The 25,734-nt window shown below is 56.9% G+C and carries 21 protein-coding genes; 10 read left to right on the forward strand and 11 right to left on the reverse strand.

The annotated features are described in order from the left end of the window. Positions 1-88: 88 nt before the first annotated feature. On the reverse strand, positions 89-1,687 hold the full coding sequence (locus GXP72_RS12230; RefSeq protein ID WP_090416762.1) for an ABC transporter substrate-binding protein: 1,599 nt from the start codon (positions 1,685-1,687) through the stop codon (positions 89-91). A gap of 283 nt (positions 1,688-1,970) precedes the next feature. Between GXP72_RS12230 and GXP72_RS12235 the strand changes: the two genes are divergently transcribed. The 3 genes from GXP72_RS12235 to GXP72_RS12245 are packed head-to-tail and all read left to right on the forward strand — an operon-like array spanning position 1,971 to position 8,477. Continuing rightward, positions 1,971-3,317: an SrfA family protein gene (locus GXP72_RS12235; RefSeq protein ID WP_208762921.1), complete on the forward strand. Its 1,347-nt coding sequence runs from the start codon at positions 1,971-1,973 to the stop codon at positions 3,315-3,317. Between the two features lie 4 nt (positions 3,318-3,321). Continuing rightward, positions 3,322-6,303, forward strand: a complete 2,982-nt coding sequence (locus tag GXP72_RS12240; RefSeq protein ID WP_048991988.1) for a virulence factor SrfB — start codon at positions 3,322-3,324, stop codon at positions 6,301-6,303. Continuing rightward, positions 6,300-8,477: a virulence factor SrfC family protein gene (locus tag GXP72_RS12245; RefSeq protein WP_208762922.1), complete on the forward strand. Its 2,178-nt coding sequence runs from the start codon at positions 6,300-6,302 to the stop codon at positions 8,475-8,477. The genes GXP72_RS12240 and GXP72_RS12245 overlap by 4 nt, the downstream gene beginning before the upstream one ends. Positions 8,478-8,548: 71 nt before the next feature. Here GXP72_RS12245 and GXP72_RS12250 read toward each other — a convergent pair whose 3' ends face one another. From GXP72_RS12250 to GXP72_RS12290, 9 genes are all read right to left on the reverse strand, one after another. Next, complete coding sequence (locus GXP72_RS12250) at positions 8,549-9,304, reverse strand: alpha/beta hydrolase (protein WP_208762923.1); 756 nt, start codon at positions 9,302-9,304, stop codon at positions 8,549-8,551. Positions 9,305-9,390: 86 nt separating this feature from the next. After that, positions 9,391-9,564, reverse strand: a complete 174-nt coding sequence (locus GXP72_RS12255) for a GhoT/OrtT family toxin (RefSeq protein ID WP_013096478.1) — start codon at positions 9,562-9,564, stop codon at positions 9,391-9,393. A gap of 182 nt (positions 9,565-9,746) precedes the next feature. Then, positions 9,747-11,171, reverse strand: a complete 1,425-nt coding sequence (gene patD, locus GXP72_RS12260; RefSeq protein ID WP_208762924.1) for an aminobutyraldehyde dehydrogenase — start codon at positions 11,169-11,171, stop codon at positions 9,747-9,749. Positions 11,172-11,195: 24 nt separating this feature from the next. Further along, positions 11,196-12,002 (reverse strand): ABC transporter permease, encoded by an 807-nt coding sequence (locus GXP72_RS12265; RefSeq protein ID WP_024907243.1) that lies wholly within the window; start codon positions 12,000-12,002, stop codon positions 11,196-11,198. Then, positions 11,992-12,936 (reverse strand): ABC transporter permease, encoded by a 945-nt coding sequence (locus tag GXP72_RS12270; protein WP_061715038.1) that lies wholly within the window; start codon positions 12,934-12,936, stop codon positions 11,992-11,994. Before GXP72_RS12270 ends, GXP72_RS12265 begins: the two co-directional genes overlap by 11 nt. Before the next feature lies 1 nt (position 12,937). Further along, positions 12,938-13,951 (reverse strand): ABC transporter ATP-binding protein, encoded by a 1,014-nt coding sequence (locus GXP72_RS12275; RefSeq protein ID WP_090416751.1) that lies wholly within the window; start codon positions 13,949-13,951, stop codon positions 12,938-12,940. Positions 13,952-13,968: 17 nt separating this feature from the next. Next, a complete protein-coding gene (gene ydcS / locus GXP72_RS12280; RefSeq protein WP_024907240.1) occupies positions 13,969-15,114 on the reverse strand; it encodes a putative ABC transporter substrate-binding protein YdcS in 1,146 nt (381 codons plus the stop codon). A gap of 271 nt (positions 15,115-15,385) precedes the next feature. Continuing rightward, a complete protein-coding gene (locus GXP72_RS12285; protein WP_090416750.1) occupies positions 15,386-16,795 on the reverse strand; it encodes a PLP-dependent aminotransferase family protein in 1,410 nt (469 codons plus the stop codon). An 82-nt stretch (positions 16,796-16,877) separates the two neighbouring features. Continuing rightward, complete coding sequence (locus tag GXP72_RS12290) at positions 16,878-17,066, reverse strand: hypothetical protein (RefSeq protein WP_032645155.1); 189 nt, start codon at positions 17,064-17,066, stop codon at positions 16,878-16,880. A 459-nt stretch (positions 17,067-17,525) separates the two neighbouring features. Between GXP72_RS12290 and GXP72_RS22630 the strand changes: the two genes are divergently transcribed. The 6 genes from GXP72_RS22630 to hslJ all read left to right on the forward strand — a co-directional run bounded on the left by GXP72_RS22630 (position 17,526) and on the right by hslJ (position 21,613). Continuing rightward, positions 17,526-17,897, forward strand: coding sequence for a hypothetical protein (locus GXP72_RS22630; RefSeq protein WP_090416748.1), 372 nt, complete (start codon positions 17,526-17,528; stop codon positions 17,895-17,897). Then, on the forward strand, positions 17,894-18,388 hold the full coding sequence (locus tag GXP72_RS12295; protein WP_244319914.1) for a YbjP/YqhG family protein: 495 nt from the start codon (positions 17,894-17,896) through the stop codon (positions 18,386-18,388). Before GXP72_RS22630 ends, GXP72_RS12295 begins: the two co-directional genes overlap by 4 nt. Before the next feature lie 120 nt (positions 18,389-18,508). Next, positions 18,509-19,909 (forward strand): cytochrome ubiquinol oxidase subunit I, encoded by a 1,401-nt coding sequence (locus GXP72_RS12300; RefSeq protein WP_090416746.1) that lies wholly within the window; start codon positions 18,509-18,511, stop codon positions 19,907-19,909. Beyond that, positions 19,909-20,919: a cytochrome d ubiquinol oxidase subunit II gene (gene cydB, locus GXP72_RS12305; RefSeq protein WP_090416744.1), complete on the forward strand. Its 1,011-nt coding sequence runs from the start codon at positions 19,909-19,911 to the stop codon at positions 20,917-20,919. Before GXP72_RS12300 ends, cydB begins: the two co-directional genes overlap by 1 nt. Then, entirely contained in the window at positions 20,919-21,047 is a 129-nt protein-coding gene (locus tag GXP72_RS12310) for a DUF2474 domain-containing protein (RefSeq protein WP_090416742.1), read from the forward strand. The genes cydB and GXP72_RS12310 overlap by 1 nt, the downstream gene beginning before the upstream one ends. A gap of 128 nt (positions 21,048-21,175) precedes the next feature. Next, the gene (gene hslJ / locus GXP72_RS12315; RefSeq protein WP_208762925.1) at positions 21,176-21,613 is read left to right on the forward strand and encodes a heat shock protein HslJ; all 438 of its coding nucleotides are present in this window, start codon (positions 21,176-21,178) and stop codon (positions 21,611-21,613) included. On the opposite strand, the gene GXP72_RS12320 is transcribed toward hslJ, so the two are convergent. After that, a complete protein-coding gene (locus GXP72_RS12320) occupies positions 21,614-21,880 on the reverse strand; it encodes a DUF333 domain-containing protein (protein ID WP_024907232.1) in 267 nt (88 codons plus the stop codon). A gap of 271 nt (positions 21,881-22,151) precedes the next feature. Between GXP72_RS12320 and nifJ the strand changes: the two genes are divergently transcribed. Next, positions 22,152-25,676, forward strand: coding sequence for a pyruvate:ferredoxin (flavodoxin) oxidoreductase (gene nifJ / locus GXP72_RS12325; RefSeq protein ID WP_208762926.1), 3,525 nt, complete (start codon positions 22,152-22,154; stop codon positions 25,674-25,676). Positions 25,677-25,734 lie beyond the last annotated feature (58 nt).

The raw sequence follows: 25,734 nt of genomic DNA on the forward strand, positions 1-25,734 counted from the left end.
CTTGTGAATTGCCGGGTGGCGTCTACGCCTTACCCGGCCTACAGGGGGAACCGTAGGCCCGGTAAGCGCAGCGCCACCGGGCACACGATCAGTTCAGCTTCGCTTTCGAGAAATCGCTGCCCATCAGGCTTACGCTGTACCCGGTCACGTTGCTGCGGGTCGCGTAGAACGTTTTCCCGTTGGCCAGCGCGATCCACGGCGCCTGCTGGTAGAAAATCTCCTGCGCCTGGCTATAGAGCTTCGCGCGCTCGGCCGGGCTGCTGGTCAGCTTCGCTTTTTGTACCAGGGAATCATACCCCTTATCGCACCAGCGCGCGGCGTTTGAGCCGGTTTTAATGCTGTTGCAGCCGAGCAGCACGTCGGCAAAGTTGTCCGGGTCGCCGTTGTCGGACATCCAGCCAAACAGCGCGGAGTCATGTTCACCTTTACGCATTCCGGAGAGATATTCGCCCCACTCGTAGGAGACAATTTTGGCCTTCACGCCAACTTTGGCCCAGTCGCTCTGGATCATCTCCGCAATACGACGCGAGTTCGGGTTATACGGACGCTGAACCGGCATTGACCACAGCGTGACTTCCGCGCCCTTCTCCAGGCCCGCCTGCTTCAGCAGGGCTTTCGCTTTTTCAGGATCGTAGCTGTAGTCCTTCAGGTCTTTATTGAAGCCCAGCATATTTGGCGGGATCGGCGATTTTGCCACCGCGCCCGATCCCATAAAGACCGCATTAACGATGGCCTTCTTGTCGGTCGCATAGTTAAGCGCCTGACGCACCAGCACGTTATCAAACGGCTTTTTCTCGGTGTTAAACGCCAGATAACCGACGTTAAGCGCATCGACCGAGTGCAGCGTCAGGTCTTTGTTGTTCTTGATGGCGTCAAACTGAACCGGGGACGGCGCAGGAATAATCTGGCACTCGTTGGTCTGCAGCTTCGCCAGACGGGTTTCCACGTTTGGCGTAATGGAGAAGATGAGATGCTTCGTCGGCACTTCACCTTCCCAGTAGTTCGGGTTCGCAACGTAGCGGATCAGCGAATCCACTTTGTACTGCTGCAGCACGTAAGGCCCGGTACCAATCGGCCAGGTGTCTACGTTTTCAGGCGTGCCTTTTTTCAGCATCGCGTCGGCGTATTCAGCGGAGAGAATCGAGGCGAAATCCATCCCCCAGTCGGCCAGGAACGCGGCGTTGGGCTCGCTCAGGGTGAACTGAACGTGGTAATCATCGACCTTTTTAACGTCCTGGATCAGCTTATCGAGACCCACATCGTTAAAGTATTCGTAGTTGCCCTGCGACACGTTGTGGTACGGGTGTTTAGGGTCTTTCTGACGCATGACCGAGAAAATAACGTCATCGGCATTAAAGTCGCGCGTCGGTTTGAAGTATTTGTTGCTGTTGAACTTCACCCCTTTACGCAGGGTAAAGGTATAGGTCTTGCCGTCCGGTGAAATCGTCCAGGACTCCGCCAGCGACGGCACCGGAGTGTTTTTCACCGGGTCGAAATTGATCAGGCGGTTGTACAGTACCTGAGAGCTGGCCACAAAAGATGGGCCAGAGCTGGCGATTTGCGGGTTGAAGGACTCGGGGGACGCTTCAGAACAGTAAATAAGCGTGTCGTTGTTTGCCGCCCATGCGGCACCGGCTGGTAACAGCGCGCTCAGCGCAAGGGCGAGCAGTGTTTTCCCTGTAGACATGGTTATAACCCTGACAGTTTTATTATATAGGACAGTAATAACAGCACAGGCGTTTTGACCTGGCAAATAACGAAACACTATCAGGTTATTCTAAAGCCGCGTTTTTTGCTGTTTTAACCGCCAGCGTCCAAAAAGGTGATTTGCCTTAAGGGCCATTATTCGTCAAGCACAACCGTCACTTTCTATGCCGCAAGAAATCGGCGCTTTTAGCGTCTCTTCCTCCGTTTGTTTGCTTCCTCGTTTCGTTAAAGTAACGGTGTGAAGAAGTATATGGGATCAAATCGTGGCAAAAACTCTTTTACGCAGCGGTAATCTGGATGACTTTCAGGCCGTTGGCGGCGGCGGACAAGCCGTTTTCGAATCAGCGTTACAAATCCGGGAAGCGCTCCGGTTGCGCAAACAACAGGCCATCGTCGACTGTCTGGCAATTCCTCAGGTCAACGACAGCGGTGACCGCGTGGACTGGTATTCCCCTGTCGAAGGGAGCGTAACCAGCTGGAAAGCGGCCGATGAAGATGACCGTTATCGCGCCCTGCGCTATCTGGAAAACACGCTCGCCAGCGTCGAGTCGTTGAGCAAGAAATGCCTGCAGTCGCCCAAAACCGCGCAGCAGCTTTTTGGTTCTCTGCTGTCGAAGGCGTTTCAGTTCCCGGGTGAAAACTTCCTCTTCCTGGTAGACGGAAAGCCGGTCATCAGCTTCTGGGGGTTTGTAAACCTGAACGAGAGTGCGCGTGACGATGTCCTCGACTGCCTGCGTGAATCGCTGGTCCCTGAGCCTGCTCCCGTTGTCATTGAAGATCCTGAACCGGAACCTGAGCCAGAACCGCTGGTGACCTTTGAACAGGCTGACGAGCCGCTGATCGCCCCTTCCACGGTGGTGCGCATTACGCCGGAAGATCTGTATGAGCCTGAACCGGCCCCGGTCGTGGCGCAAGTCGTTCAGGAAACGCCCCCGGCGATTGTCGCGAAAAAGCGCCGCGTCCCCCTGTGGACGCTGCCGGTTGCCGCCGTGATCGTCGCCGCCATTGCCGCTCCACTGCTGTGGCCAAAACAGTCGCCTTCCGCTGAGCCCGCTCCAGCGCCTGCACCAGAGCCCGTCGAGATTGCGCCAAAACCGATCAAAGCGGTTGAGCCACTGGCGATGAAATTACCGCTGCATCAGGCGGAGGTCGTGGCCAGCAAAGAAAAAGAAGTAGTTCCGGCGCCTGCACAAACAGCCGCTCCGGTGGTGATTGTCGCCATCCCGAAAGACGCCATGGTGATGGAAGCGAATCAGGTAAAAGCGGGATCGACGCGTTTCCTGAATGGCACCTGGCGTGCGGTTCTCGACGTGAAAGATCCGGTTACCGGCAAGCCGCCATCAATGCGCTATCAGATCCAGAACAACAAAGGTTTCGCCCGGGTTGTCCATGGCGATAACGTGGTCTGCCGTGCGGAGGTCTTCTCCGGGCTGCACAGCAATGGCGAGCTGATGATTAAAAGTCGCGGAACCGCCCGCTGCACCGACGGTTCCCGCTACCCGATGCCGGAGGTTGCCTGTAAAGCCGGCACCAGCGATATCGCGGAATGTCGCGCCCGTTATGATGCCAACACCGTCGTCCCACTGACGTTCAAGAAAGCAGGTGCCTGATCCTATGCTGGTTAATCTTTGCGACTATAAACAAAGCGTCACGCTTATTGCCAACAGCGGCGTGCAGTTCCTTGATTTCGGTCTGACACCGCAGGACACCGCCAGCAACGGGCGCTTCGTACGTAAAACCGCGAACGGCCCGCTGTTGCGCCTCGATTTCGACCTGGTCAACGGTCGCTATACCCTGCCGGGAACGAACGGCGGGCAGCCTGAAGTGGTCAAACCGGAAACCACCATCCCGCTGCATCAGTCTCTGACGGTGCTGGACGGCGTCTGGCTTCCGGTTCCGTTCCTGCGCTTTAACCCACCGCGAACCTTTGTTGAGGGGCCGGATAACTGGGCACGCGTTCAGGTGCGCAGGCTTGATACGCCCGATACGGCAGGCAATACGCACCGCGTCACGCTCGCCCTTGACAGCCAGATTGCTGAACACGCCACGTCCGCCCTGTCCCCGGTTGAAAACGATATTCTCAACGGGACCCGTTTCGCGCTGGCCTGGCGCGATAACGAGGTAGAAAGTTTCCTCGATCAGACCTGGATTGACGGCTGGCTGCGCGAGGCCTTTACCCAGTATGCCGACGGCGTTGAAAACCGCTCAGAACGCGATCTCCAGCAGGCGATGCGCGGATTTGAGTATCAGGCCCACTGGCTCAACGTGCTGACCATGCTCGGTGAACAGCTCACCGTGCCGGAAGTGAAATTTGTTACCCATACGCTCAGCACGCCAGCCATTCCGGTTGACCTGATCCTCGACGTGGGTAATACCCACACCTGCGGCGTCATTATTGAAGACCACGGCGATGCGAACGATGGGCTGCGCCAGACCGCCGAGCTGCAGGTTCGCTCGCTCAGCGAGCCGCAATTCCTGAACGAGCCGCTGTTCACCAGCCGTCTCGAGTTTTCGGAAGCGCGTTTTGGCAAGCAGCACTTCTCGGTTGAAAGCGGTCGCGAAGATGCCTTTGTCTGGCCGTCGATTGTGCGGGTCGGTGATGAAGCCCGCAAACTGGCGATGCAGCGTCTGGGAACCGAAGGCAACAGCGGTATCTCCAGCCCGCGTCGCTACCTGTGGGATGAAACCCCGGTCGTGCAGGACTGGCGCTTTAGCCAGATGAACAGCAAAACCCAGCGTGAACCGCTTGCCACCGCATTCCCGCTGATGAACCTGATGAACGATGACGGCGAGCCGCTCTTCACGCTGCCGCAGGACGAGCGCCTGCCGGTCTTCTCGCCGCAGTACAGCCGCAGCACCCTGATGACGCACATGCTGTGCGAGCTGCTGGCGCAGGCGCTGGGACAGATCAATAGCGTCGCCACACGCTTGCGTCTGGGCTTCCCGGCGTCGCCGCGCCAGCTGCGCACCCTGATCCTGACTCTGCCCTCGGCCATGCCAAAGCAGGAGCGCGAGATTTTCCGTCGCCGCATGTTTGAAGCCATCGCCATCGTCTGGAAAGCGATGGGCTGGCACCCGCAGGATGAGGATTTTGTCACCCGCAAACAGCAGGAAAAAAGCGTGGTGCCGGTACCTGAAATCCAGATGGAGTGGGATGAAGCCAGCTGCGGTCAGCTGGTCTGGCTGTATAACGAAGCCATCTCCCGCTTTGGCGGTCAGACCGAAGCCTTCTTCGCCTCCCTGGCCCGCCCGGACCGTGAGCCTGAGCCGGGTAGCCAGCCGGGACGCGCGCTGCGCGTCGCGTCCATCGACATTGGCGGCGGGACAACGGATATGGCGATCACCCATTACCAACTGGACGACGGTTCCGGCAATAACGTCAAAATCACCCCGCAGCTGCTGTTCCGTGAAGGCTTTAAGGTCGCGGGTGACGATACGCTTCTGGACGTGATTCAGCGCTACGTATTGCCCGCTCTGCAAACGCAGCTGCAGAAATCCGGTATCGCGGATGCCTCGCTGCTGATGGCCTCGCTGTTCGGTGACTCCGGGCGCATTGATACCCAGGCCGTGCTGCGTCAGCAAACGGCGCTGCAGCTCTTTATGCCAATTGGCCATGCCATTCTTGCCGGATGGGAATCCAGCGACGTTGACGATCCGCTGGCCGGTCTGCATGCCACCTTTGGCGATCTGCTGCCTCAGAAGCCGACCCGCAACGTGATGAATTACCTGCAGCAGGCGATCGATCATGCCCTGCCTGCGGGTTCAGACGCTTTCGATCTGTTCGCGGTGCCGCTGCATGTGAACTTCCGCGAAATGCAGGATGCGATGCTGGCTGGGCAGTTTACGCTGGCCTCCCCGCTCCACGCGGTGTGTGAGGCGATTTCCCATTACAGCTGCGATATTCTGCTGATCACCGGACGCCCCGGCTGCCTGCCTGGGGTTCAGGCGCTCATTCGCCACCTGCAGCCGGTGCCGGTCAATCGCATCGTCTGGCTGGATAAATACCAGGTGCACGAGTGGTATCCGTTCAGCCAGCAGGGGCGCATTGGCAACCCTAAATCGACAGCCGCGGTGGGCGCCATGCTCTGCAGCCTGGCGCTCGATCTGCGTCTGCCGCGCTTCAACTTTAAAGCCGCGGACATTGGCGCGTATTCCACCGTGCGCTATCTCGGCGTGCTGGATAACACCGTCAATACCCTGCGCGAGGAAAACGTCTGGTATCAGGATATCGATCTCGATAAGCCCGGCGCTAAGCTTGACGCGCGTCTGCACTTCCCGCTGCGCGGTAACGTCACCCTCGGCTTCCGCCAACTGGCGAACGCGCGCTGGCCTGCCACGCCGCTCTACACGCTCAGCATTAACTCGGCTGAACTGGCCAAAGCCATTGCCGGTGACGGCGTGCTGAACGTGCGGCTGAAACTCTGCGGCGGCAGCAAGCAGGAAGGCCCGGAGGCCTTCGAGCTGAGCGATGCCTGGCTGCAGGACGGCACGCCGGTTGCGCCTGACGCACTAACCTTCAAACTGAATACTTTGGCCGACCGCCGACACAGCGGCAGCCACTACTGGATCGACAGCGGGAGCGTATACCTGAAATGACAGCGACCACGACCACCACTCAGGCCTTAATCGGGTGGATTAATGAGACGCGCCTGAACGCCCCAGTGCTGGATAACGATGCTGACGCCCTGCTTGCTCGCATCAACGCGGTGCAGGCGCGGGAGCAGGCCATTGAACGCGCCATGACTCGCCAGAGCAGCATTGGGCTTTACGGTCATTCGCAGAGCGCGAAAGCGCACCTGCTGCTGTCTCTGTGCGGCAGCGGCAATGGACGCCTTAACGTAACGCCAGGCCAGCGCACCTTTGACTATTTTTCGCATATCAATCCGGGACATGCCCTGACCAACATGGCCGTCCGCTTCACCCGGGAAACCCCGGAGGTGGCTGATGAGGCGTTCCCGCTGCGTCTGCGTCTGGTCACCGAGGCCGAGCTGGTACAGCTGTTTATTGCCCGCACGACCCTGCACCCGCAGATGCGCGCAGTGGATAAGGCGGTCATTGAGACACGTCTGGAGAAATGGCGCGGGCTGCGCCAGCCGCAGGGCGTGCCCGGTATCACTGCTCAGGAGGTGGGAGCGATTGCCCGCTTCTGGCAAAGCACCGTACCCGCAGCGAAACAGCAAATTGATGATGCCCTCTGGTATGAGTTTGCCCAGCTGGTGCCATCGCTCGATCTCAGCACGCGGGCCAGCGTCTGGTCCCTGCTGTGGGGCGAGCAGCAGGAGTTGACCCAGCAGTGGTTAAAACTGGCCCACGTGCTGCACCAGACCAGCCATGTCAGCGATCTTGCTGCCCCGCTTAGCCTGCTGGTGGACAGCTTTGGGCTGCCGGGTGAAGGATTCCTGACGCACGACGGCACGTTAGACCTTCAGGACGCGCAGGAGACGCTGCTTCATCCGCTGAATAGCGGTGAAATGCTTAACGCCATCAGTACCCCCGTCGATGTGCTGGCCTTCCTGACCCGCGAGCTGGTGTTGCCGGTTGAGAACGGCGCGCTGGATAACGTCGATATTATTGATATTCCGGTTTTTGAAGATAACCGTGCCGACCCGCTACGCCAGGCGAAATCCCAGTGGCTGCTCGAGCATTACCGTCAACAGCTTCAGCCTGATGTGCTGGTGATTTGTAACGCGACGGCGCAGCACGAACAGACGGCTAAAAAAGCAAAAGTGTTAATGAACTGGGTGAAGGAGACGCAGCCTGCTGAAGAGTCTGCCCTTCCAGGTCTGGTGTGGGCGATCACCCCGCATGACGCCCGCTTTACTACCCGGCAGAACCTCGACGAAGCCGTACAGCATCTGCTCGGTAAGCCGGGCTTACGCTGGGGCACGCTGCAGGCCCTGGACAGCCACAGCATGCAGCGCGTCATCGAGTGGCTGTCTCAGGCCACGCTGCCCGCGCAGCGACAGAAGCGCCTCAGCACGCTGAAAGGCCTGCTGCGACAGGAGCTCTCATCGCTGATGCAAAGCTATCTGACGCCGCTGGTTGAGGAGCCGGGGACAAGACGTGCTCAGGCTGAAAACATGGTGCGCACGCTGCAAAGCAGCGCCGCCCGCCACGGCGAACTGCTTGAAGGCCTGCTGCCGCCGCTGAAGGCCTTTGAAACGCTGCTCGCCGTTCAGCAGCCTCGCGAGGAGCAGGTGAACGGGTTGTTTACGGACACCATTGACCTGTTTGCCGAGAATGCACAGGAAAGCAACGGCCTGTTCCAGACAAAAGACAAAGCGCGACTGGCGCACAGAGTCTGGATAAATCATCTGCGCCAGTGGAGCCGCAATGAGGCCGCGGCCGCCCGTCTGGGGCTGGAACCTGCGGTGTTACAGCAAATCGCGGATGTGCTGGTGACCACCAGCTACCGGCTTGATCTGCCTCAACAGCTTCAGCGTATCGTCGAAGCGGATAAAAGTAGCGCTGCGCAACTGCATGCCGTGATGGGCAATTTCATTGGCTGGCTGGGTTACGACCAGACGCCCGTGGCGACGCGTCCGGCAAGCCGCATCCGCAAGGGCCAGGCCATCTTCGTCACGCCAGTGGTCAGTAGCGCCGAGCCTCGTCTGACGCGCCTGGGAGAACAGCCTGTGCATGCGGCCACCGCGTACGTTTACGACTGGCTGGTCGCCCTCTATAGCCGCGCGATAGAGAACATTGATTACCAGCATCCGCATGATGTTCAGCCTGACGCACGTCAGGCACTACAGGCTTTAATAAAGTAGCCGCCCTTCATGCCGGGTGGCGCTGCGCTTACCCGGCCTACATTTTGCAACGATAATAAATTGCACAACGATCACACCGTCATACACTCAGCTAACGTCTGTGCCAGCGCAGACGGGTTTTCCCACGACATTGAATGCCCCGCCGCAGGGATAATTTTTACCTCAACACCCTTCTGCTCTAGATTTTCCACATCGTCATCCGGCAGAGATAGCTCACCGAAAATCAGCGTCACCGGGCAAGGAAGTGACAGAAACTGCGCTTCCCATTCCGGTTCAACGCCCGCCACCAGGCTGGATGCACCGCGCCAGACGGCATAAGCGGCATTGCTCTGCAGGCACCCTGCCCACGCTGTTTTTTCTGCGCTGAGCATGGCGTCATAACCTTGCTCCAGAAACTGTTGCTCGGTTTGCGCTGCTATAGACCGGCTGAACATGCCCCCACCCGCGTGAAAATTGGGCTCTGACACCATCAGTCCCTTCACGCGCGTTGCCAGCAGCCCCGCCGTTTCGATAGCAATACTGCCGCCCATGCTGTGGCCGTATAACCAGAAGGAATCCAGTTCAAGATGGTCAATCAGTTCCGCGACGACGTGGGCCTGGTCAGTGGTTTTATAGCTGTAGTGCAGAGGCTTATCGCTGTAGCCGCTGCCTGGCAAGTCGATGAGAATCGCTCTGCGTTCGCCAAACAGCGGGTCACGAACGACGCGGGGATATTCATAGGAAGAGGCGCAGCCCAGCCCGTGAATGAACACCACGGGATCGCCGGTACCGGGCAAGTCGTGCCAGCGTACGGTGCAACCAGCCTGCTGCGAGTAAAAACTGTTCATAAGCACTCCCTTTATGATGCACTGTGTATTTATACAGTTATCACATCAGAAATGCTATGTTCATCTTTTAAAACTGGAAGCGTGCTTTAGAAAAGCGAGACCAGCAGCGCAACGGGAAAGCTCATTGGCCAGGTTGACCCCACCAGAAAAGCGCTGAGCAGGCGGATACGTTTGCGGTCTTTGGAGAGGAACCAGGTAATTAATGCACAGATGGAAGCCATGATTGCGTAAAAAACCAACATCTTTTGATACAACGTCATTCTGTATACCAGAGCCGAAAAAATAACCGCACGCAATATGCGTCATATGTTGACACAGATCAAGTTTTTTCGTTACAGAATAACCACTTAAAAATTATGGCTAATAACAATTGAGTATCTTACGTAACACATGTGGCGGGCAAGGAGAGCGCCTGGCCGCAAATGCGACCAGGCTGAGCGGATTAGTGTTTGATCATCACATGCCGCACGACCGTATAATCCTCAAGCCCGTAGACCGACATATCTTTGCCGTAGCCGGATAATTTCATGCCGCCGTGCGGCATTTCGCTCACCAGCATAAAATGGGTATTCACCCAGGTGCAGCCGTACTGCAGGCGCGCGCTCAGGCGATGAGCGCGGCCCACGTCTTTGGTCCAGACCGATGACGCCAGTCCATACTGCGAATCGTTCGCCCAGGCCAGCACCTGCGCCTCATCGTCAAACTCGGTGACGCTCACCACCGGGCCAAACACCTCGCGCTGAACGATGGCATCGTCCTGTTTTGCCCCCGCCAGCAGGGTTGGCTGGAAGTAGTAGCCTGCCCCCTCTTTTTTGCTCCCGCCAGTTACAACGCGGATATGGCCGAGCGCTTTCGCGTCATCGACGGCCTGACAGACGCGAGAAAGATGGGCGGCCGAGCTGAGAGGTCCTAGTTCGGTAGAGGCATCCTCCGGTGCACCCATTTTAAGGCTGGCGACCGCTGCGCCCAGCTTTTCCACCAGCGCGGCATAAATGCCTTTCTGGGCATAAATACGACAGGCCGCCGTACAGTCCTGTCCGGCATTGTAGAAACCAAACGTCCGCACCCCTTCGACAACCGCATCCAGGTCGGCATCATCAAAGACAATAACCGGCGCTTTACCGCCCAGCTCCATGTGGGTGCGTTTAATGGAGGACGCCGTATGGCCGATGATATGTTCCCCGGTCGCAATCGAACCGGTCAGCGAAACCATGCGGACTTTTTCATGCCCGGTCAGCGGATCGCCGACCGTTTTCCCCCGCCCAAACAGCACGTTCAGAACGCCTGCGGGGAAGATATCTTTTGCCAGTTCTCCCAGCTTCAGCGCGGTCAGCGGGGTGATCTCTGAGGGCTTAATCACCACGCAGTTTCCTGCCGCCAGCGCGGGCGCGAGCTTCCACGCCGCCATCATCAGCGGATAGTTCCATGGTGCAATAGAGGCGACCACGCCCACCGGGTCACGGCGAATCATCGAGGTGTGTCCTTCAAGGTATTCCCCCGCTGCCAGGCCGTTCAGGCAGCGGGCCGCCCCGGCAAAGAAGCGGAAAACGTCCACCACCGCCGGAATTTCATCACCCAGAGCGCAGTGCAGCGGCTTGCCGCAGTTGAGGGATTCCAGCTTCGCGAAAGTGTCGGCATGTTCTTCGATGGCGTCAGCCAGTTTCAGTAAGCACTCTGCACGGGCTTTCGGGGTGGTTTGCCCCCACTCGATAAAGGCACGATCGGCAGCCCGAACGGCAGCATCGACCTGCGCGGCAGAGGCTTCAGCGATGTCCAGCAGCACTTCTCCGGTGGCGGGATTGTAAACCGGCTGCTTTTCCCCTTCGCCAGTAATCAGTTGACCATTAATCAGCAGTTGGTTTTGCATAGCGTTGTCCTGTTTAAATCGAAGTTATTTCCCGCCACCAGCGATGTTCTCGCCGTCGCGGGTGAGCCACCAGGCTCCCAGAATGGGGAGAGTTGTCACCAGCATCACCAGCAGAGCAACGACGTTGGTGACCGGCACGTCGCGTGGACGCCCGAGCTGATTGAGCAACCACAGCGGTAACGTGCGCTCGTGTCCCGCGGTAAACGTCGTGACGATGATCTCGTCAAACGACAGGGCAAACGCCAGCATTCCCCCGGCCAGCAGCGCGGAACCCAGATTGGGCAGCACCACATAGCGGAAGGTTTGCCATCCGTCGGCCCCGAGATCCATCGACGCTTCCACCAGGCTCCAGGAGGTGCGTCTGAATCGGGCAATCACGTTGTTAAACACCACTACCACGCAAAAGGTGGCGTGTCCGACCACGATGGTGAAAAACCCCGGTTCAAGGTTGATCGTTTTGAAGGCCGTCAGCAGCGCCAGGCCGGTGATGATCCCCGGTAATGCAATCGGCAACAGCAGCAACAGCGAAATCGCATTCTTGCCAAAAAACTCGCTTCGCCACAGCGCCGCTGCAGCAAGCGTGCCAAGCACAAGGGCAATTGCGGTAGATAGCGCCGCAATTTGAAGTGACAACGTCACGGATTCAATAATATCGCCGCGCCCCGCCGCCACGCTAAACCACTTCAGCGTCAGCCCCTGCGGCGGAAAGCTGAAGGCAGCGTCTTCGGTGTTGAAGGCGTAGGTCGCGATAATCAGCAGCGGGAAGTGCAGGAAGATGACGCCTCCCCACGCTGCCACTTTCAGGAACAGCGGTGCGCGTTCAGAGTGCATCGAATGCTCCCAGACGTTTCACGAACGCCAGATAAAGAGAAATCAGCACGATGGGCACCAGCGTGAACGCGGCGGCCATGGGCATGTTGCCAATGGCACCCTGCTGCGAGTAGACCATGTTACCGATGAAGTAGCCCGGCGGCCCCACCAGCTGCGGAACGATGAAATCTCCCAGCGTCAGAGAAAAGGTGAAGATTGAGCCCGCCGCAATGCCCGGAATGGCCAGCGGCAGAACGACATAGCGAAAAGTCTGGCGAGGACGCGCGCCAAGGTCGGCTGAGGCCTGCAGCAGCGAGGCCGGCAGGCGTTCCAGCGCCGCCTGAACCGGCAGGATCATAAACGGCAGCCAGATATAGACGAAGACCAGAAACCGTCCCAGCCCGGAGGTGGACAAGGTGTTGCCGCCAATTGACGGGAGCGTAAGGAGTGAGGTCAGGATCGGCTCCAGCCCCATATGACTAAGAAACCACTGCGCTACCCCGTCCTTCGCCAGCAGCAGCGTCCAGGCATAGGCTTTGACGATGTAGCTCGCCCACATTGGCAGCATCACGGCGATATAGAAAAACGCTTTCCACTTGCCGCGGGTGTATCGTGCCATGTACCACGCCATCGGGAATGCCAGGATAGCGCTGGCAATGGTCACCGCAATCGCCATCGTTAACGTGCGCAGGATGATGTCGTAGTTTGCCGGGTTGAAGAGCGCCAGAATGTTCGCCAGGGTCAGGTCCGGCGTGACGGCCATGGTGAAATCGTCAAAGGTGTAAAACCCCTGCCACAGCAGCGTCAGCAGCGATCCTAAATAGACGATGCCAAACCACATCAGCGGCGCGAGCAGAAGCAGGAACAGGCCGAGCGACGGCTTGCGCCAGAACAGTGCGGTCATGCGGCTTAAGCGGCCGCGCGAGGCGGGAGGATGCGCGACACTCATATCCATTTCACCTCTCCTCGTGCAGGCGAATCATCGCCTCGCGTGACCATGACGCCATGACCGCCTGCCCCGGCGCAATGCCGCTCAGCGACGAGGTTTCACTGAGATTAGCCTGGCTCACCAGCAGTTTGGCACCATCGGCGAGCTTTAGCTCCAGACGCGTGGCCGCCCCCTGATACTGAACGGCCTGCACGACGCCCTGAACCTGAACGTCTCCGCCCTCATTAAGGCGAATATGTTCCGGGCGCAGGGAATAGCTGCCTTCCATGCCGCATATTTTCTGCGCAAGGCCCGCATCGAAGACGTTAGAGGTGCCGACAAAACCGGCAACAAACGGCGTGCGCGGACGCATGTAGAGATCGCGCGGGGTATCTACCTGCTCGATGCGCCCGTTATTGAACACCGCCACCCGATCTGACATGGAAAGGGCCTCGCCCTGATCGTGGGTGACAAAAATAAAGGTGATACCGAGTTCCTGCTGAAGCTTCTTCAGCTCGAACTGCATCTGTTCCCGCAGCTTGAGATCGAGCGCCCCTAAAGGCTCGTCCAGCAGCAGGACGCGCGGTTCATTCACCAGCGCGCGGGCAATGGCGACACGCTGACGCTGGCCACCGGAAAGTTGCGATGGTTTGCGGGCAACGGCAAAGCTGAGGCCCACTTTTTCCAGGGCATCACGGGCCTGGGCATGGCGTTTTTTCTTGTCGACGCCTTTGACCATCAGCCCGTAGGCAACATTGTCGAGGATCGACATATGCGGGAACAGCGCATAGTCCTGAAACACGGTGTTTACATCCCGCTCCCAGGGAGGCAGCTCGCTCGCCTCTTTGCCGAAGATAGAGATCGTCCCGCCTGACAGCTGTTCAAAACCGGCTATCAGGCGCAGGCAGGTGGTTTTGCCGGAGCCCGAAGGCCCCAGCATGGAGAAAAACTCTCCGTCACGAATCGCAATGGTGACCCCATCCACCGCCCGTACGTCGCCGTACAGGCGGGAAACATTATTAAACTCGACCGCGTACGTCATGTTCTGCTCCCGGGCAATTAACGACCGCCCATGATGGCGATGTAATCCTGCGTCCAGCGGCTGTAAGGGACAAATTTGCCGCCTTCTGCGATGGGGGTTTTCCAGAACATGATTTTGTCGAACTCATTATAACCGTTTGTTTCGCAGCCTTTATCGCCCAGCAGCGTGCTGGCTTTACACCCTTCCGGAACCACAGGCAAGGAACCAAACCATGCAGCCAGATCGCCCTGCACTTTCGGCGTCAGCGACCAGTTCATCCATTTGTAGGCGCACATCGGGTGTTTAGCCTGCGCGTGGAGCATGGTGGTGTCCGCCCAGCCTGTCACCCCCTCTTTCGGGAAGACGGTGGCAATGGGCTGGTTCTCGGCCTTCAGAGCATTCGCCTGATACGGCCAGGCGCTGGAGGCCACGACGCCTTCATTTTTGAAGTCGCTCATCTGGACGGTGGTGTCGTGCCAGTAGCGGTGGATCAGGGCATGCTGGTCGCGAAGCACCTTAAGCACGGCGGCATACTGTGCTTCGGTGAGCTGGTACGGGTCTTTGATACCCAGCTGCGGCTGCGTGGCTTTGACGAACAGCGCCGCATCGGCGATATAAATCGGGCCGTCATACGCCTGTACGCGTCCCTGATTGGTTTTACCGTCAGGCAGATCCTGTTTAGTAAAGACCACGCTCCAGCTGTCCGGCGGCGTCGGGAAGGTTTTGGTGTTGTACATCAACAGGTTTGGCCCCCACTGGTACGGCGTGCCGTAGACCTTGCCCCCGACGTTAAACCATTCTCCTTTCACAATCCGTTCGTCGAGGGTTTTCCAGTTGGGAATAAGATCCGGGTTAATCGGCTGGACGCGTTTGCCCATGATCAGCCGCAGGGAGGCGTCACCCGAGGCGGTGACCAGATCGTATCCCCCCTTCGCCATCAGGCTGACCATTTCATCCGACGTGGCCGCCGTTTTGACGTTGACCGCACACCCGGTCTCTTTTTCAAACTGGGTGACCCAGTCGTAGTTTTTATCCGTCTGTCCCCGCTCGATGTATCCCGGCCAGGCGATAATATCCAGTCGACCTTCCCCATCGCCAATGGCCTTGGGGGGTTCTGCGGCTTGCGCTGTCATGATAGTCATGCCGAGCGCACACAGGCTGCTGCGGGCAAAATTTTTGCTCATAAGAGTTACTCCTGTCGCAATGAAATTTAGCGGCAGCCGTGCCGTAAAAATATCTCCCTTATTAAACGTAGACCGCGCAAATGCGCCGCACCGTACGGCTTCAGGAAATTTCATCAAGGTGTGACCGAGGGCGCATTCCCCGTTAACTGTATTATAGACAAGGAGTTAGGCGCGAGAGACGGTATGCAGATTTCCTATGACAGGTCACCGCGAAATATTCGCAGTGCCGTCATCAGGATAAGAATTGATTATTTAAATAACGGAGAAAGCATTATTCCAGCATCGTGCTAATTAATTTTCCTAACTGAATGACCGCCTGCTCTTCCCGCTCTCCCCAGGCCCAGGAGGTATTAAAACGAAAGAATGGCGTCCACGCGTCAGAGGTGGAAAACATCTTTCCGGGAGCAATGCTGATGTGGTGCGTTAAGGCCTTTTCGCTCAGCAGCCCCGCATCCAACTGTGCCGGAAGCTCCAGCCACAAAAAATAGCCGCTGTCGTTATGGTGAATTTTGACGCCGGCAGGCATATGGCGCAGAAGTGACTGCCAGGCCTGCTGCTTTCGCTCGGCCAGCGTACGCCGCAGGCGGCGCAGGTGAGCGTCGTAGCGTTTGGTCGCCAGGTAATCCACCAGCGCCAGCTGCATGGGAGAACTGGTTGAGAGCGTGCTCATCAGCTGTAGCTGCTGAATGCGCCGCGCGTGTTTTCCTGCTGCCACCCAGCCGATGCGAAAACCGGCCACCAGACATTTTGAAAAGGACGAGCAGTGAAGCGTCATGTCCTGACGATCCCACGCTTTCGCCGGGAGCGGCTTGTCGCGGCCAAAATAGAGTTCGCTGTAGACGTCATCTTCAATCAGCGGGACGTTGTGCTGTGTTAACAGCGCGACAAGCTGCGCTTTTTTCTCCGCGCTCAGCGTGAAGCCGAGCGGGTTTTGGCTGTTGGTCATGATCCAGCAGGCTTTAACCGGGTACTCATTCAGCGCCTGTTCAAGGGCGTTGAGATCGATCCCCTCGCGGACGTCTGTCGCAATCGACAACGCTTTAAGCTTCAGGCGTTCCAGCGCCTGCAGCGCGCCGTAGAAACAGGGGTTTTCGACAATCACCCAGTCACCCGGCTCGGTCACCGCCTGCAGGCTAAGATTCAGCGCCTCGAGCGCGCCTGCGGTGATCACGATCTCTTCCGGGGAGATGTTCATCCCCTGCTGCGCGTAGCGACGGGCAATGGCGTGGCGAAGATCGACGTTACCCGGCGGCAGGTTCTCAATCACACTCATCGCCGTCGCGGTTTTACTGACGTTCGCCAGCGAGCGGTTGAGCTGCTGAAGCGGGAAAAGACGGGGATCGGGAAACGCGGAGGCAAAAGGAACAACGGACGGGTCGCGGCTGGCCTGTAAGACGTCGAAGATGTAGGTATTGATATCCACCGCTTCGTCACGCATCACCTGAGCGGGTGGCGCAGGCTGGTGTGCGGTCGGGCGCGAGGCAACGTAATAGCCCGACTGCGGTCTGGCGACAATGCGCCCCTGACTTTCCAGCATCTGATACGCGTGGCCAACGGTCATAAAACTCATGCCGCTGCTTGCCACCTGCTCTCGCAGGGAAGGCAGCTTATCGCCCGGCAGCCATACGCCAAGCTCAATCTGCGAGATAATTTGTTGCGCCAGACGCTGGTATTTTTTCATCAGATTCTCCTTATGACCGACAGTGTATATCAGCAGGAGAAAAAGAGAAGATTTAGCTAACTGTTATAGTCTGGAAGATGAATTACTTACGGTATTCGGTCACGTGGCTCTGAGCGGAATGCGCGGCGGCCAGGTGGTCGAGCGTGATCATCGGCGATTTGCAAAAAATGCATTTCGCGCCAAACGGGTTTTTCTCAGAAACATCAAAGGCTGAGGTACGGTACTGCGAACCATGGCAGCATGGGCAGCGAAAATGGATATAAGAAGTCATAGGATTCTCCTGAAACGTTAAAACGTAAATTACTAATGGGCCGATTGGGCATAATGGTTTTAAACAAAACGAATCGGAATGTAGATAAAGACCCAAGAGAGGCTGCGGAGAGGCACAACGTGATGAGAACTGCTTTATAAAACTACGTCAGATATTTATTTGGACTCAAAACCAGAAGACCATTAACGCACGGCGCTGACGACAAAGCAAGCGGTTTAATGCGGAAAATTCATAAAAAGAATGTTTTTATTCCCTGATGCTCGTCCAGCTTTTTAAATATTGATCTTTACAATCCTCGACCATACATACATAACCACATGAAATATAAACATAATATATAACATTTTTTGCCTACTCATCTCACCAACCACAGAGTATTAACAACAGGCTAATGAACACTCTGATACTTGTCTTGCTCAAGCAGGAATTGCGCCCTTACCTTACAGAAAGGAATTATCAATGAGTTGGAATAAAAACGCGGCTGTTTCTTACCTCCGCTCGCATGCGCTTGGACACTCTCATAACGAATGCGCGAAGTTTACACGTCGTGCCATAATCGCTGGCGGCATTACGCTTGAACGCACACATGATGCGAAGGATTATGGACCAAAACTTTTGCGTGCAGGTTTTAGGGAGGTTCCTCCCGGTTCGACGTTGCTTAGCGGAGATGTCGCTGTAATACAGCCCTATCCTGGGGGAAATTCAAGCGGCCATATGACAATGTTCGACGGCACCCGGTGGATCTCAGATTTTACCCAGCTCAGTATGTACCCCGGGCCGGGTTACCGCCGCGCACAACCAACCTATAAGATTTACAGGATGAGTAGATGATGAGGGGGATTATAATTACTTTGCCGTTATTATTATCAGCTTGTACGTGCGTACCTCAGCAGAATGCTGCCGAACGAGCGGAAGAATTTTATTCCACATATCTGACGTTTTTTGCGGAAAGTGATAGTGAATACCCTCAGCTTAGAGAGTACGTTGCGGCAGATACACTATCCCGACTTAACGAGATAGAGTCGATTCCTGAACAGGAAATCCTGGGGTCAGATTATTTCGCTTATATTCAGGATTATGATCCCTCCTGGGTGAAGCGGCTTGAGGTTGGTGTGGCGCATCAGTTCATCAATGGCGAAGTTCTTCCTGTCAGGATTGGTATTGAGAACGGCGGGTTTCTTAATCTTGAAGTCTATATGCGTCGTGAAGACGGAAAGTGGAAAATTTACCGCGTGAGTGACGTAACCGATCGCTACGAGCACCCCATATTTAATGCTGGAGCAATTACTCGAGCAAAGTCATTAACGGAAAGCGGACTTTAAGCACATCTATAAATAATACACTGGCAAACTGTTATAGGTAAATATGCCGGGTCTGTTTCTGCAACCCAGAGCTGGCGCGGCTTAGAATGGCATCGACATAATTACATCGCGGAGTTTTGCATGTTTGGTTTAGATGCTTTTCACCTTGCACGGATACAGTTTGCCTTTACCGTATCCTTTCACATTATTTTCCCGGCCATCACCATTGGTCTCGCAAGCTACCTTGCCGTACTCGAAGGGCTGTGGTTGAAAACTAAAAATCCGGTCTGGCGCTCCCTGTACCATTTCTGGTCGAAGATTTTTGCCGTCAACTTTGGCATGGGCGTGGTCTCCGGGCTGGTGATGGCCTACCAGTTTGGCACCAACTGGAGCGGCTTTTCGCAGTTTGCGGGCAGTATTACCGGCCCGCTGCTGACTTATGAAGTGCTTACCGCCTTCTTCCTCGAAGCCGGATTCCTCGGCGTAATGCTGTTCGGCTGGAACAAAGTCGGGCCGGGACTGCACTTCTTCGCTACCTGCATGGTAGCGCTGGGGACCATCATCTCCACCTTCTGGATCCTCTCCTCGAACAGCTGGATGCAGACCCCGCAGGGCTATGAGATCGTCAACGGTCAGGTGGTACCGGTAGACTGGTTCGCGGTGGTGTTTAACCCCTCCTTCCCTTACCGCCTGCTGCACATGTCGATAGCCGCGTTCCTGAGCAGCGCCCTGTTTGTGGGCGCATCGGCGGCATGGCATCTGCTGCGCGGCAATAATACCCCTGCCATCCGCGCGATGTTTTCGATGGCTCTGTGGATGACGCTGATTGTCGCCCCCATCCAGGCCATGGTTGGCGATATGCACGGGTTGAACACCTTAAAGCACCAGCCCGCCAAGATTGCCGCCATTGAAGGCCACTGGGAAAACCCGCCGGGTGAGCCAACCCCGCTGCTGCTGTTTGGCTGGCCGGATATGGAGCAGGAGCGCACCCGCTTTGGGCTGGAGATCCCCGCGCTCGGCAGCCTTATTCTGACGCACAGTCTGGATAAACAGGTACCGGCGCTCAAAGAGTTTCCAAAGGAAGACCGCCCGAACTCCACCATCGTCTTCTGGTCGTTCCGCATTATGGCGGGTCTGGGCATGCTGATGCTGCTGCTTGGGGTGACGGCTCTCTGGCTGCGCTATAAAAAGCGCGTTTATTCTTCCCGACCTTTCCTGTGGTTTGCGCTGTTGATGGGACCATCCGGACTGATTGCCATCCTGGCCGGGTGGATCACCACCGAAGTGGGCCGCCAGCCGTGGGTGGTCTACGGACTCCAGCGAACGAAGGATGCGGTGTCTGCCCATGGCGATCTGCACATGAGCGTGAGCCTGCTGGCCTTCTTCGTCGTCTATACCTCGGTATTCGGCGTGGGTTACAGCTATATGGTGCGCCTCATCCGAAAAGGCCCGGAGCCGCATGAATCTTTCGCCACCGAGTCCGACGGACGTCCGGCGCGCCCGCTTTCTGCCGTCACAACTGAACACAAGGAGCAGCCATAATGGGTATCGATCTTTCCATTATCTGGTTTGTCATCATCGTCTTTGCCACGCTGATGTATATCGTCATGGACGGTTTTGATCTGGGGATCGGCATTCTGTTCCCGGCAACGCAAAACGCCGACGATCGCGACGTGATGGTCAACAGCGTCGCGCCGGTCTGGGACGGAAATGAGACCTGGCTGGTGCTCGGCGGAGCCGCCCTGTTCGGCGCGTTTCCGCTGGCCTATGCGGTCATCGTTGATGCCCTGACCATTCCGCTGACGTTAATGCTGATCGGACTTATTTTCCGCGGGGTGGCATTTGAGTTTCGCTTTAAAGCCACCCCGGCTCACCGTCCCTTCTGGGATAAGGCGTTTATAGGCGGTTCAATTCTGGCGACGTTTACCCAGGGCGTGACGGTAGGCGCCGTCATTAACGGCTTTGCCGTCACCGGTCGGGCCTATACCGGCGGCCCCTTTGACTGGTTTACCGCGTTTAACCTGTTTTGCGGCGCGGGGCTGGTGGTGGCTTATGCGCTGTTAGGCTCGACCTGGCTGGTGATGAAAAGCGAAAACGCATTGCAGCAGCGGATGCGTGAGGTGTCAAAAACGCTGTTAATCGTGCTGCTGGCGTTTATTGCGGCGATCAGCCTCTGGACACCGCTGGCACAACCGGCCATCGCTGCGCGCTGGTTTACGCTGCCGAATCTGTTTTATCTGCTGCCCGTCCCGGCGCTGGTGGTGATGTTTAGTCTGTACCAGTGGCGCTGCCTGAATAATCCCGACAGCCATAGCCGTCCGTTTATTCTGACGCTGGGGCTGATCTTCCTCGGCTTTAGCGGGCTGGGGATCAGCATCTGGCCGCATATCATTCCACCGTCGATCACCCTGTGGCAGGCGGCCGCACCGACGCAAAGCCAGGGCTTTATGCTGGTCGGCGCGCTGTTGATCATTCCCGTTATTCTGGTCTACACCTTCTGGAGCTACTACGTGTTTCGCGGCAAAGTTCAGCATGGGGAGGGTTATCACTGATGCAACAACCGGTCTGGAAAAGATTGCTGTGGCTGGTCATTATCTGGGGCGGCAGCGTACTGGCGCTGGCTGCGGTCAGTATGCTCTTCCGTATGCTGATGACGGCGGCAGGGTTTAAATCGCATTAACGTCATCCCGGGCAACCGCTGCGTTGCCCGGTACCTCCCCCCGCACTTTCAGATAAACCCCATTAACGCACGGCAGAGTATCGTTACACTGGAAAAAGATTCACAGTGTTAATAGTTTGAGAAGAAAAATGAAAAAGCTCATTGCGTTAAGCGTTATTAGTCTTGTCCTTACCGGCTGCGTTAATCCGGGTAAAGCCTCCGTTCAGCCGGAGCAACTTCAGAACCACCGCTTTGTGCTGGAAAATGTAAACGGTAAGGCAGTGAAGAGTGCGACAACGCAACCTGAGATCGGTTTTAGCGCGCTGCCAGATATCAGCCTGGTTAATAACATCAGCGTTTCTGGCCAGATGTGTAACCGCTTCAACGGACAGGGGAAATTGTCCGAAGGCGAGCTTAAGGTTAAAACGCTGGCCATGACGCGCAAGCTTTGTACTGAACCGCAGCTGAATGAGCTGGATCAGGCCATCGGCGACATGCTGCGCAAAGGGGCGCAGGTCGACCTGACTGAAGACCAGTTAACGCTGGCCACGGCCGATAAAACGCTGATGTTTAAGCGTGCAGAATAATCAGTAGTTACCGCAGCTTCCAACGGCAAGCGACTGTTCGCTACAGCGTTTGCCATTTGGTAAGGCGCACATCCCAATAGCAGAACCATCCAGCTGACGGGCGACGGACAGCGAACCGCCAATCATTGCGCAGTTAGCCTGACCCGAGCTGGACATCGCCGCCTTCATTCCCGGCGCCACGTGGGCTGCCGTTGCCTGCTGAACGGGTTCACTGCTACATGCCGACAACAATAATGCGGCACACCCTAACCAAAATGCTGAGCGCATGCTCTCTCCCCCATGAATAAAGCGAAACCTATGCATAATAGGCATCACATCCCGTGTCGTCGAGAGCGAAAGTGCGTATTTATGCGCTTCAGAAACAATTTCTCGCAATTTTTTCGCCAAAAGTTTGATCTACTCATTGATGGCGAGAATACCGAGGACACAAAAGCGAAAATCGTAAAATCACCCATTTGCTAGAATACACAGATAATATTCAGGGTTTGTTGCCGTAATACAGACCCCTATTTTTTGCGCAATGTAAGGGTGTTGTCCTATGCAAACTATTGACGGTAATGGTGCAGTTGCCTCAGTCGCGTTTCGCACCAGTGAAGTTATCGCCATCTACCCAATTACGCCAAGTTCTACCATGGCTGAGCAGGCGGATGCCTGGGCGGGTAACGGGTTAAAAAACGTCTGGGGCGATGTCCCGCGAGTGGTTGAAATGCAGTCGGAAGCCGGTGCGATTGCCACGGTGCACGGCGCGCTTCAGACCGGCGCGCTTTCCACGTCGTTTACCTCTTCTCAGGGATTGTTGTTAATGATCCCGACGCTGTACAAACTCGCCGGGCAACTGACCCCCTTCGTTCTGCACGTCGCGGCGCGTACCGTTGCCACCCACGCGCTCTCTATCTTTGGCGATCACTCTGACGTGATGGCCGTACGCCAGACCGGCTGCGCGATGCTGTGCGCCAGCAGCGTTCAGGAAGCTCAGGACTTTGCCTTAATTTCGCATATTGCCACGCTCAAAAGCCGCGTGCCGTTTATTCACTTCTTTGATGGTTTCCGCACCTCTCACGAAATCAACAAAATCGTCCCGCTGGCTGACGATACTATCCTGAATCTGCTTCCGCAGACGGACATCGACGCGCATCGCGCCCGGGCCCTTAACCCTGAACACCCGGTTATTCGCGGCACATCGGCGAACCCCGATACCTATTTCCAGTCCCGCGAGGCCACGAACCCGTGGTACAACGCGGTTTACGACCATGTTGAACAGGCGATGAATGACTTTGCCGCCGCGACCGGCCGGGAATACAAACCCTTTGAGTACTACGGCCATCCACAGGCGGAACGGGTCATTGTGTTGATGGGCTCGGCCATCGGCACCTGCGAGGAAGTTGTTGATGAGCTGCTGACGCGCGGCGAAAAAGTTGGCGTGCTTAAAGTACGTCTCTATCGTCCGTTCTCGGCGAAACATCTGCTCTCTGCGCTGCCGGGGACCGCGCGTACCGTTGCGGTGCTCGATCGCACCAAGGAGCCGGGCGCCCAGGCGGAACCGCTGTATCTGGATGTGATGACTGCTCTGGCCGAGGCCTTTAATCACGGCGAACGTGAAACACTGCCGCGCGTGATCGGGGGTCGCTATGGGTTATCGTCCAAGGAGTTTGGTCCGGACTGCGTGCTGGCGGTATTCAACGAGCTCAGCGAAGCGAAGCCCAAGCCGCGCTTTACCGTCGGCATTTATGATGATGTGACGAATCTGTCCCTGTCGCTGCCGGAAAACACCCTGCCCTCAACCGCCAAACTTGAGGCGCTGTTCTATGGTCTGGGCAGTGACGGCAGCGTCTCTGCGACCAAAAACAACATTAAAATCATCGGTAACTCCACGCCGTGGTACGCCCAGGGGTATTTTGTCTATGACTCCAAGAAAGCCGGCGGTCTGACTGTTTCCCATCTGCGGGTGAGCGAACAGCCCATCCGCTCTGCGTATCTTATTTCTCAGGCTGATTTTGTTGGCTGTCACCAGCTGCAGTTTATCGATAAATACCAGATGGCCGAGCGCCTGAAGCCCGGCGGTATTTTCCTCCTGAATACGCCATACAGCGCGGACGAAGTCTGGGCGCGCCTGCCGCAGGAAGTGCAGGCGGTGCTAAACCAGAAAAAAGCCCGTTTCTATGTGGTTAACGCCGCAAAAATTGCCCGCGAATGTGGCCTTGCTGCACGTATTAATACCGTAATGCAGATGGCCTTCTTCCATCTGACCAATATCCTCCCGGGCGACAGCGCGCTGGTAGAACTGCAGGGTGCGATTGCTAAAAGCTATAGTAGCAAGGGCCAGGAGCTGGTCGAACGTAACTGGCAGGCGCTGGCGCTGGCACGCGAGTCGCTGTTCGAAGTCCCGCTGCAGCCGGTCAATGCCGCAAGTCCGAACCGCCCTCCGGTCGTGTCCGATGCGGCGCCTGATTTCGTGAAGACCGTGACGGCGGCGATGCTGGCCGGGCTGGGTGATGCCCTGCCCGTCTCTGCGCTGCCGCCAGATGGCACCTGGCCGATGGGCACCACCCGCTGGGAAAAACGAAACATCGCCGAAGCGATCCCCATCTGGAAGGAAGAGCTGTGTACCCAGTGCAACCACTGCGTGGCAGCCTGCCCGCACTCTGCCATACGTGCCAAGGTGGTTGCACCGGAAGAGATGGAAACTGCACCAGCCAGCCTGCATTCGCTGGATGTGAAATCCCGCGATATGCGCGGACAGAAATACGTTCTGCAGGTCGCGCCGGAAGACTGCACCGGCTGTAACCTCTGCGTCGAGGTCTGTCCGGCGAAAGACAGGCAGGATCCGGAGATTAAAGCCATCAATATGATGTCGCGTCTGGAGCACGTTGAAGAGGAGAAGGTCAATTATGACTTCTTCCTGAATCTGCCGGAAATCGATCGTAGCAAACTGGAACGCATTGATATTCGTACGTCACAGCTGATTACGCCGCTGTTTGAGTATTCCGGAGCCTGTTCCGGCTGTGGTGAGACGCCGTATATCAAGCTGCTTACCCAGCTGTACGGTGACCGCATGCTGATTGCCAACGCTACTGGCTGTTCGTCTATCTATGGCGGTAACCTGCCCTCCACACCGTACACTACTGACGCCAACGGTCGCGGTCCCGCGTGGGCAAACTCGCTGTTCGAGGATAACGCCGAATTCGGCCTGGGCTTCCGCCTGACCGTTGACCAGCACCGCGCACGCGTGATGCGCCTGCTGGAACAGTTTGCCGGGCAGCTCCCTGCTGAGCTTAATGACGCGCTTCACGCGGACGCGACGCCTGAAGAACGGCGTGAGCAGGTTGCTGAGCTGCGTCGCGCGCTTCAGGGCGTGGCGGGCGCTGAACAGCTGCTGACCGACGCTGACGCCCTGGTCGAAAAATCGATCTGGCTGATTGGTGGTGACGGCTGGGCTTACGATATCGGCTTTGGCGGACTGGATCACGTGTTGAGCCTGACTGAAAACGTCAATATCCTGGTTCTGGATACACAGTGTTATTCCAATACCGGTGGCCAGGCGTCGAAAGCCACACCGTTAGGCGCTGTGACGAAATTCGGTGAACACGGTAAACGCAAGGCGCGCAAAGATCTCGGTGTGAGCATGATGATGTACGGTCACGTTTACGTCGCGCAAATCTCGCTGGGTGCCCAGCTTAACCAGACGGTAAAAGCCATCCAGGAAGCGGAAGCGTATCCAGGCCCGTCGCTGATCATTGCCTACAGCCCTTGTGAAGAGCACGGCTACGACCTGGCACTCAGCCACGACCAGATGCGTCAGCTGACCGCGACCGGCTTCTGGCCGCTGTACCGGTTCGACCCGCGCCGTGCGGACGAGGGTAAGTTACCGCTGGCGCTGGATTCACGTCCGCCGTCAGATGCCCTGGCCGAGACGTTGATGCAGGAACAACGCTTCCGTCGCCTTAACGCGCAGCAGCCGGAAGTGGCCGAACAGCTCTGGAAAGACGCCGCGGCCGATCTGCAAAAACGTTATGATTTCCTGGCGCAGCTGGCGGGTAAAGCCGAAAAATCGACCAGCGACTAGTTTCTCAGCCCGGCGTGTCCGGGCTTTTTTTTGCCATAAAAAAACCCGGTGTATTCAC

Source organism: Enterobacter sp. SES19, assembly GCF_011765665.1.
GTDB lineage: Bacteria > Pseudomonadota > Gammaproteobacteria > Enterobacterales > Enterobacteriaceae > Enterobacter > Enterobacter pseudoroggenkampii.

Bases quoted from the DNA above. Each gene is read 5' to 3' on its own strand.
- GXP72_RS12240 (WP_048991988.1), top strand. From the start codon at position 3,322: ATGCTGGTTAATCTTTGCGACTATAAACAAAGCGTCACGCTTATTGCC.
- GXP72_RS12270 (WP_061715038.1), bottom strand. From the start codon at position 12,936: ATGGATATGAGTGTCGCGCATCCTCCCGCCTCGCGCGGCCGCTTAAGC.
- ydcS (WP_024907240.1), bottom strand. From the start codon at position 15,114: ATGAGCAAAAATTTTGCCCGCAGCAGCCTGTGTGCGCTCGGCATGACT.
- GXP72_RS12255 (WP_013096478.1), bottom strand. From the start codon at position 9,564: ATGACGTTGTATCAAAAGATGTTGGTTTTTTACGCAATCATGGCTTCC.
- GXP72_RS12245 (WP_208762922.1), top strand. From the start codon at position 6,300: ATGACAGCGACCACGACCACCACTCAGGCCTTAATCGGGTGGATTAAT.
- GXP72_RS22630 (WP_090416748.1), top strand. From the start codon at position 17,526: ATGAGTTGGAATAAAAACGCGGCTGTTTCTTACCTCCGCTCGCATGCG.
- GXP72_RS12295 (WP_244319914.1), top strand. From the start codon at position 17,894: ATGATGAGGGGGATTATAATTACTTTGCCGTTATTATTATCAGCTTGT.
- GXP72_RS12320 (WP_024907232.1), bottom strand. From the start codon at position 21,880: ATGCGCTCAGCATTTTGGTTAGGGTGTGCCGCATTATTGTTGTCGGCA.
- hslJ (WP_208762925.1), top strand. From the start codon at position 21,176: ATGAAAAAGCTCATTGCGTTAAGCGTTATTAGTCTTGTCCTTACCGGC.
- GXP72_RS12250 (WP_208762923.1), bottom strand. From the start codon at position 9,304: ATGAACAGTTTTTACTCGCAGCAGGCTGGTTGCACCGTACGCTGGCAC.
- patD (WP_208762924.1), bottom strand. From the start codon at position 11,171: ATGCAAAACCAACTGCTGATTAATGGTCAACTGATTACTGGCGAAGGG.
- nifJ (WP_208762926.1), top strand. From the start codon at position 22,152: ATGCAAACTATTGACGGTAATGGTGCAGTTGCCTCAGTCGCGTTTCGC.
- GXP72_RS12275 (WP_090416751.1), bottom strand. From the start codon at position 13,951: ATGACGTACGCGGTCGAGTTTAATAATGTTTCCCGCCTGTACGGCGAC.
- cydB (WP_090416744.1), top strand. From the start codon at position 19,909: ATGGGTATCGATCTTTCCATTATCTGGTTTGTCATCATCGTCTTTGCC.
- GXP72_RS12285 (WP_090416750.1), bottom strand. From the start codon at position 16,795: ATGAAAAAATACCAGCGTCTGGCGCAACAAATTATCTCGCAGATTGAG.
- GXP72_RS12290 (WP_032645155.1), bottom strand. From the start codon at position 17,066: ATGACTTCTTATATCCATTTTCGCTGCCCATGCTGCCATGGTTCGCAG.
- GXP72_RS12300 (WP_090416746.1), top strand. From the start codon at position 18,509: ATGTTTGGTTTAGATGCTTTTCACCTTGCACGGATACAGTTTGCCTTT.
- GXP72_RS12310 (WP_090416742.1), top strand. From the start codon at position 20,919: ATGCAACAACCGGTCTGGAAAAGATTGCTGTGGCTGGTCATTATCTGG.
- GXP72_RS12230 (WP_090416762.1), bottom strand. From the start codon at position 1,687: ATGTCTACAGGGAAAACACTGCTCGCCCTTGCGCTGAGCGCGCTGTTA.
- GXP72_RS12265 (WP_024907243.1), bottom strand. From the start codon at position 12,002: ATGCACTCTGAACGCGCACCGCTGTTCCTGAAAGTGGCAGCGTGGGGA.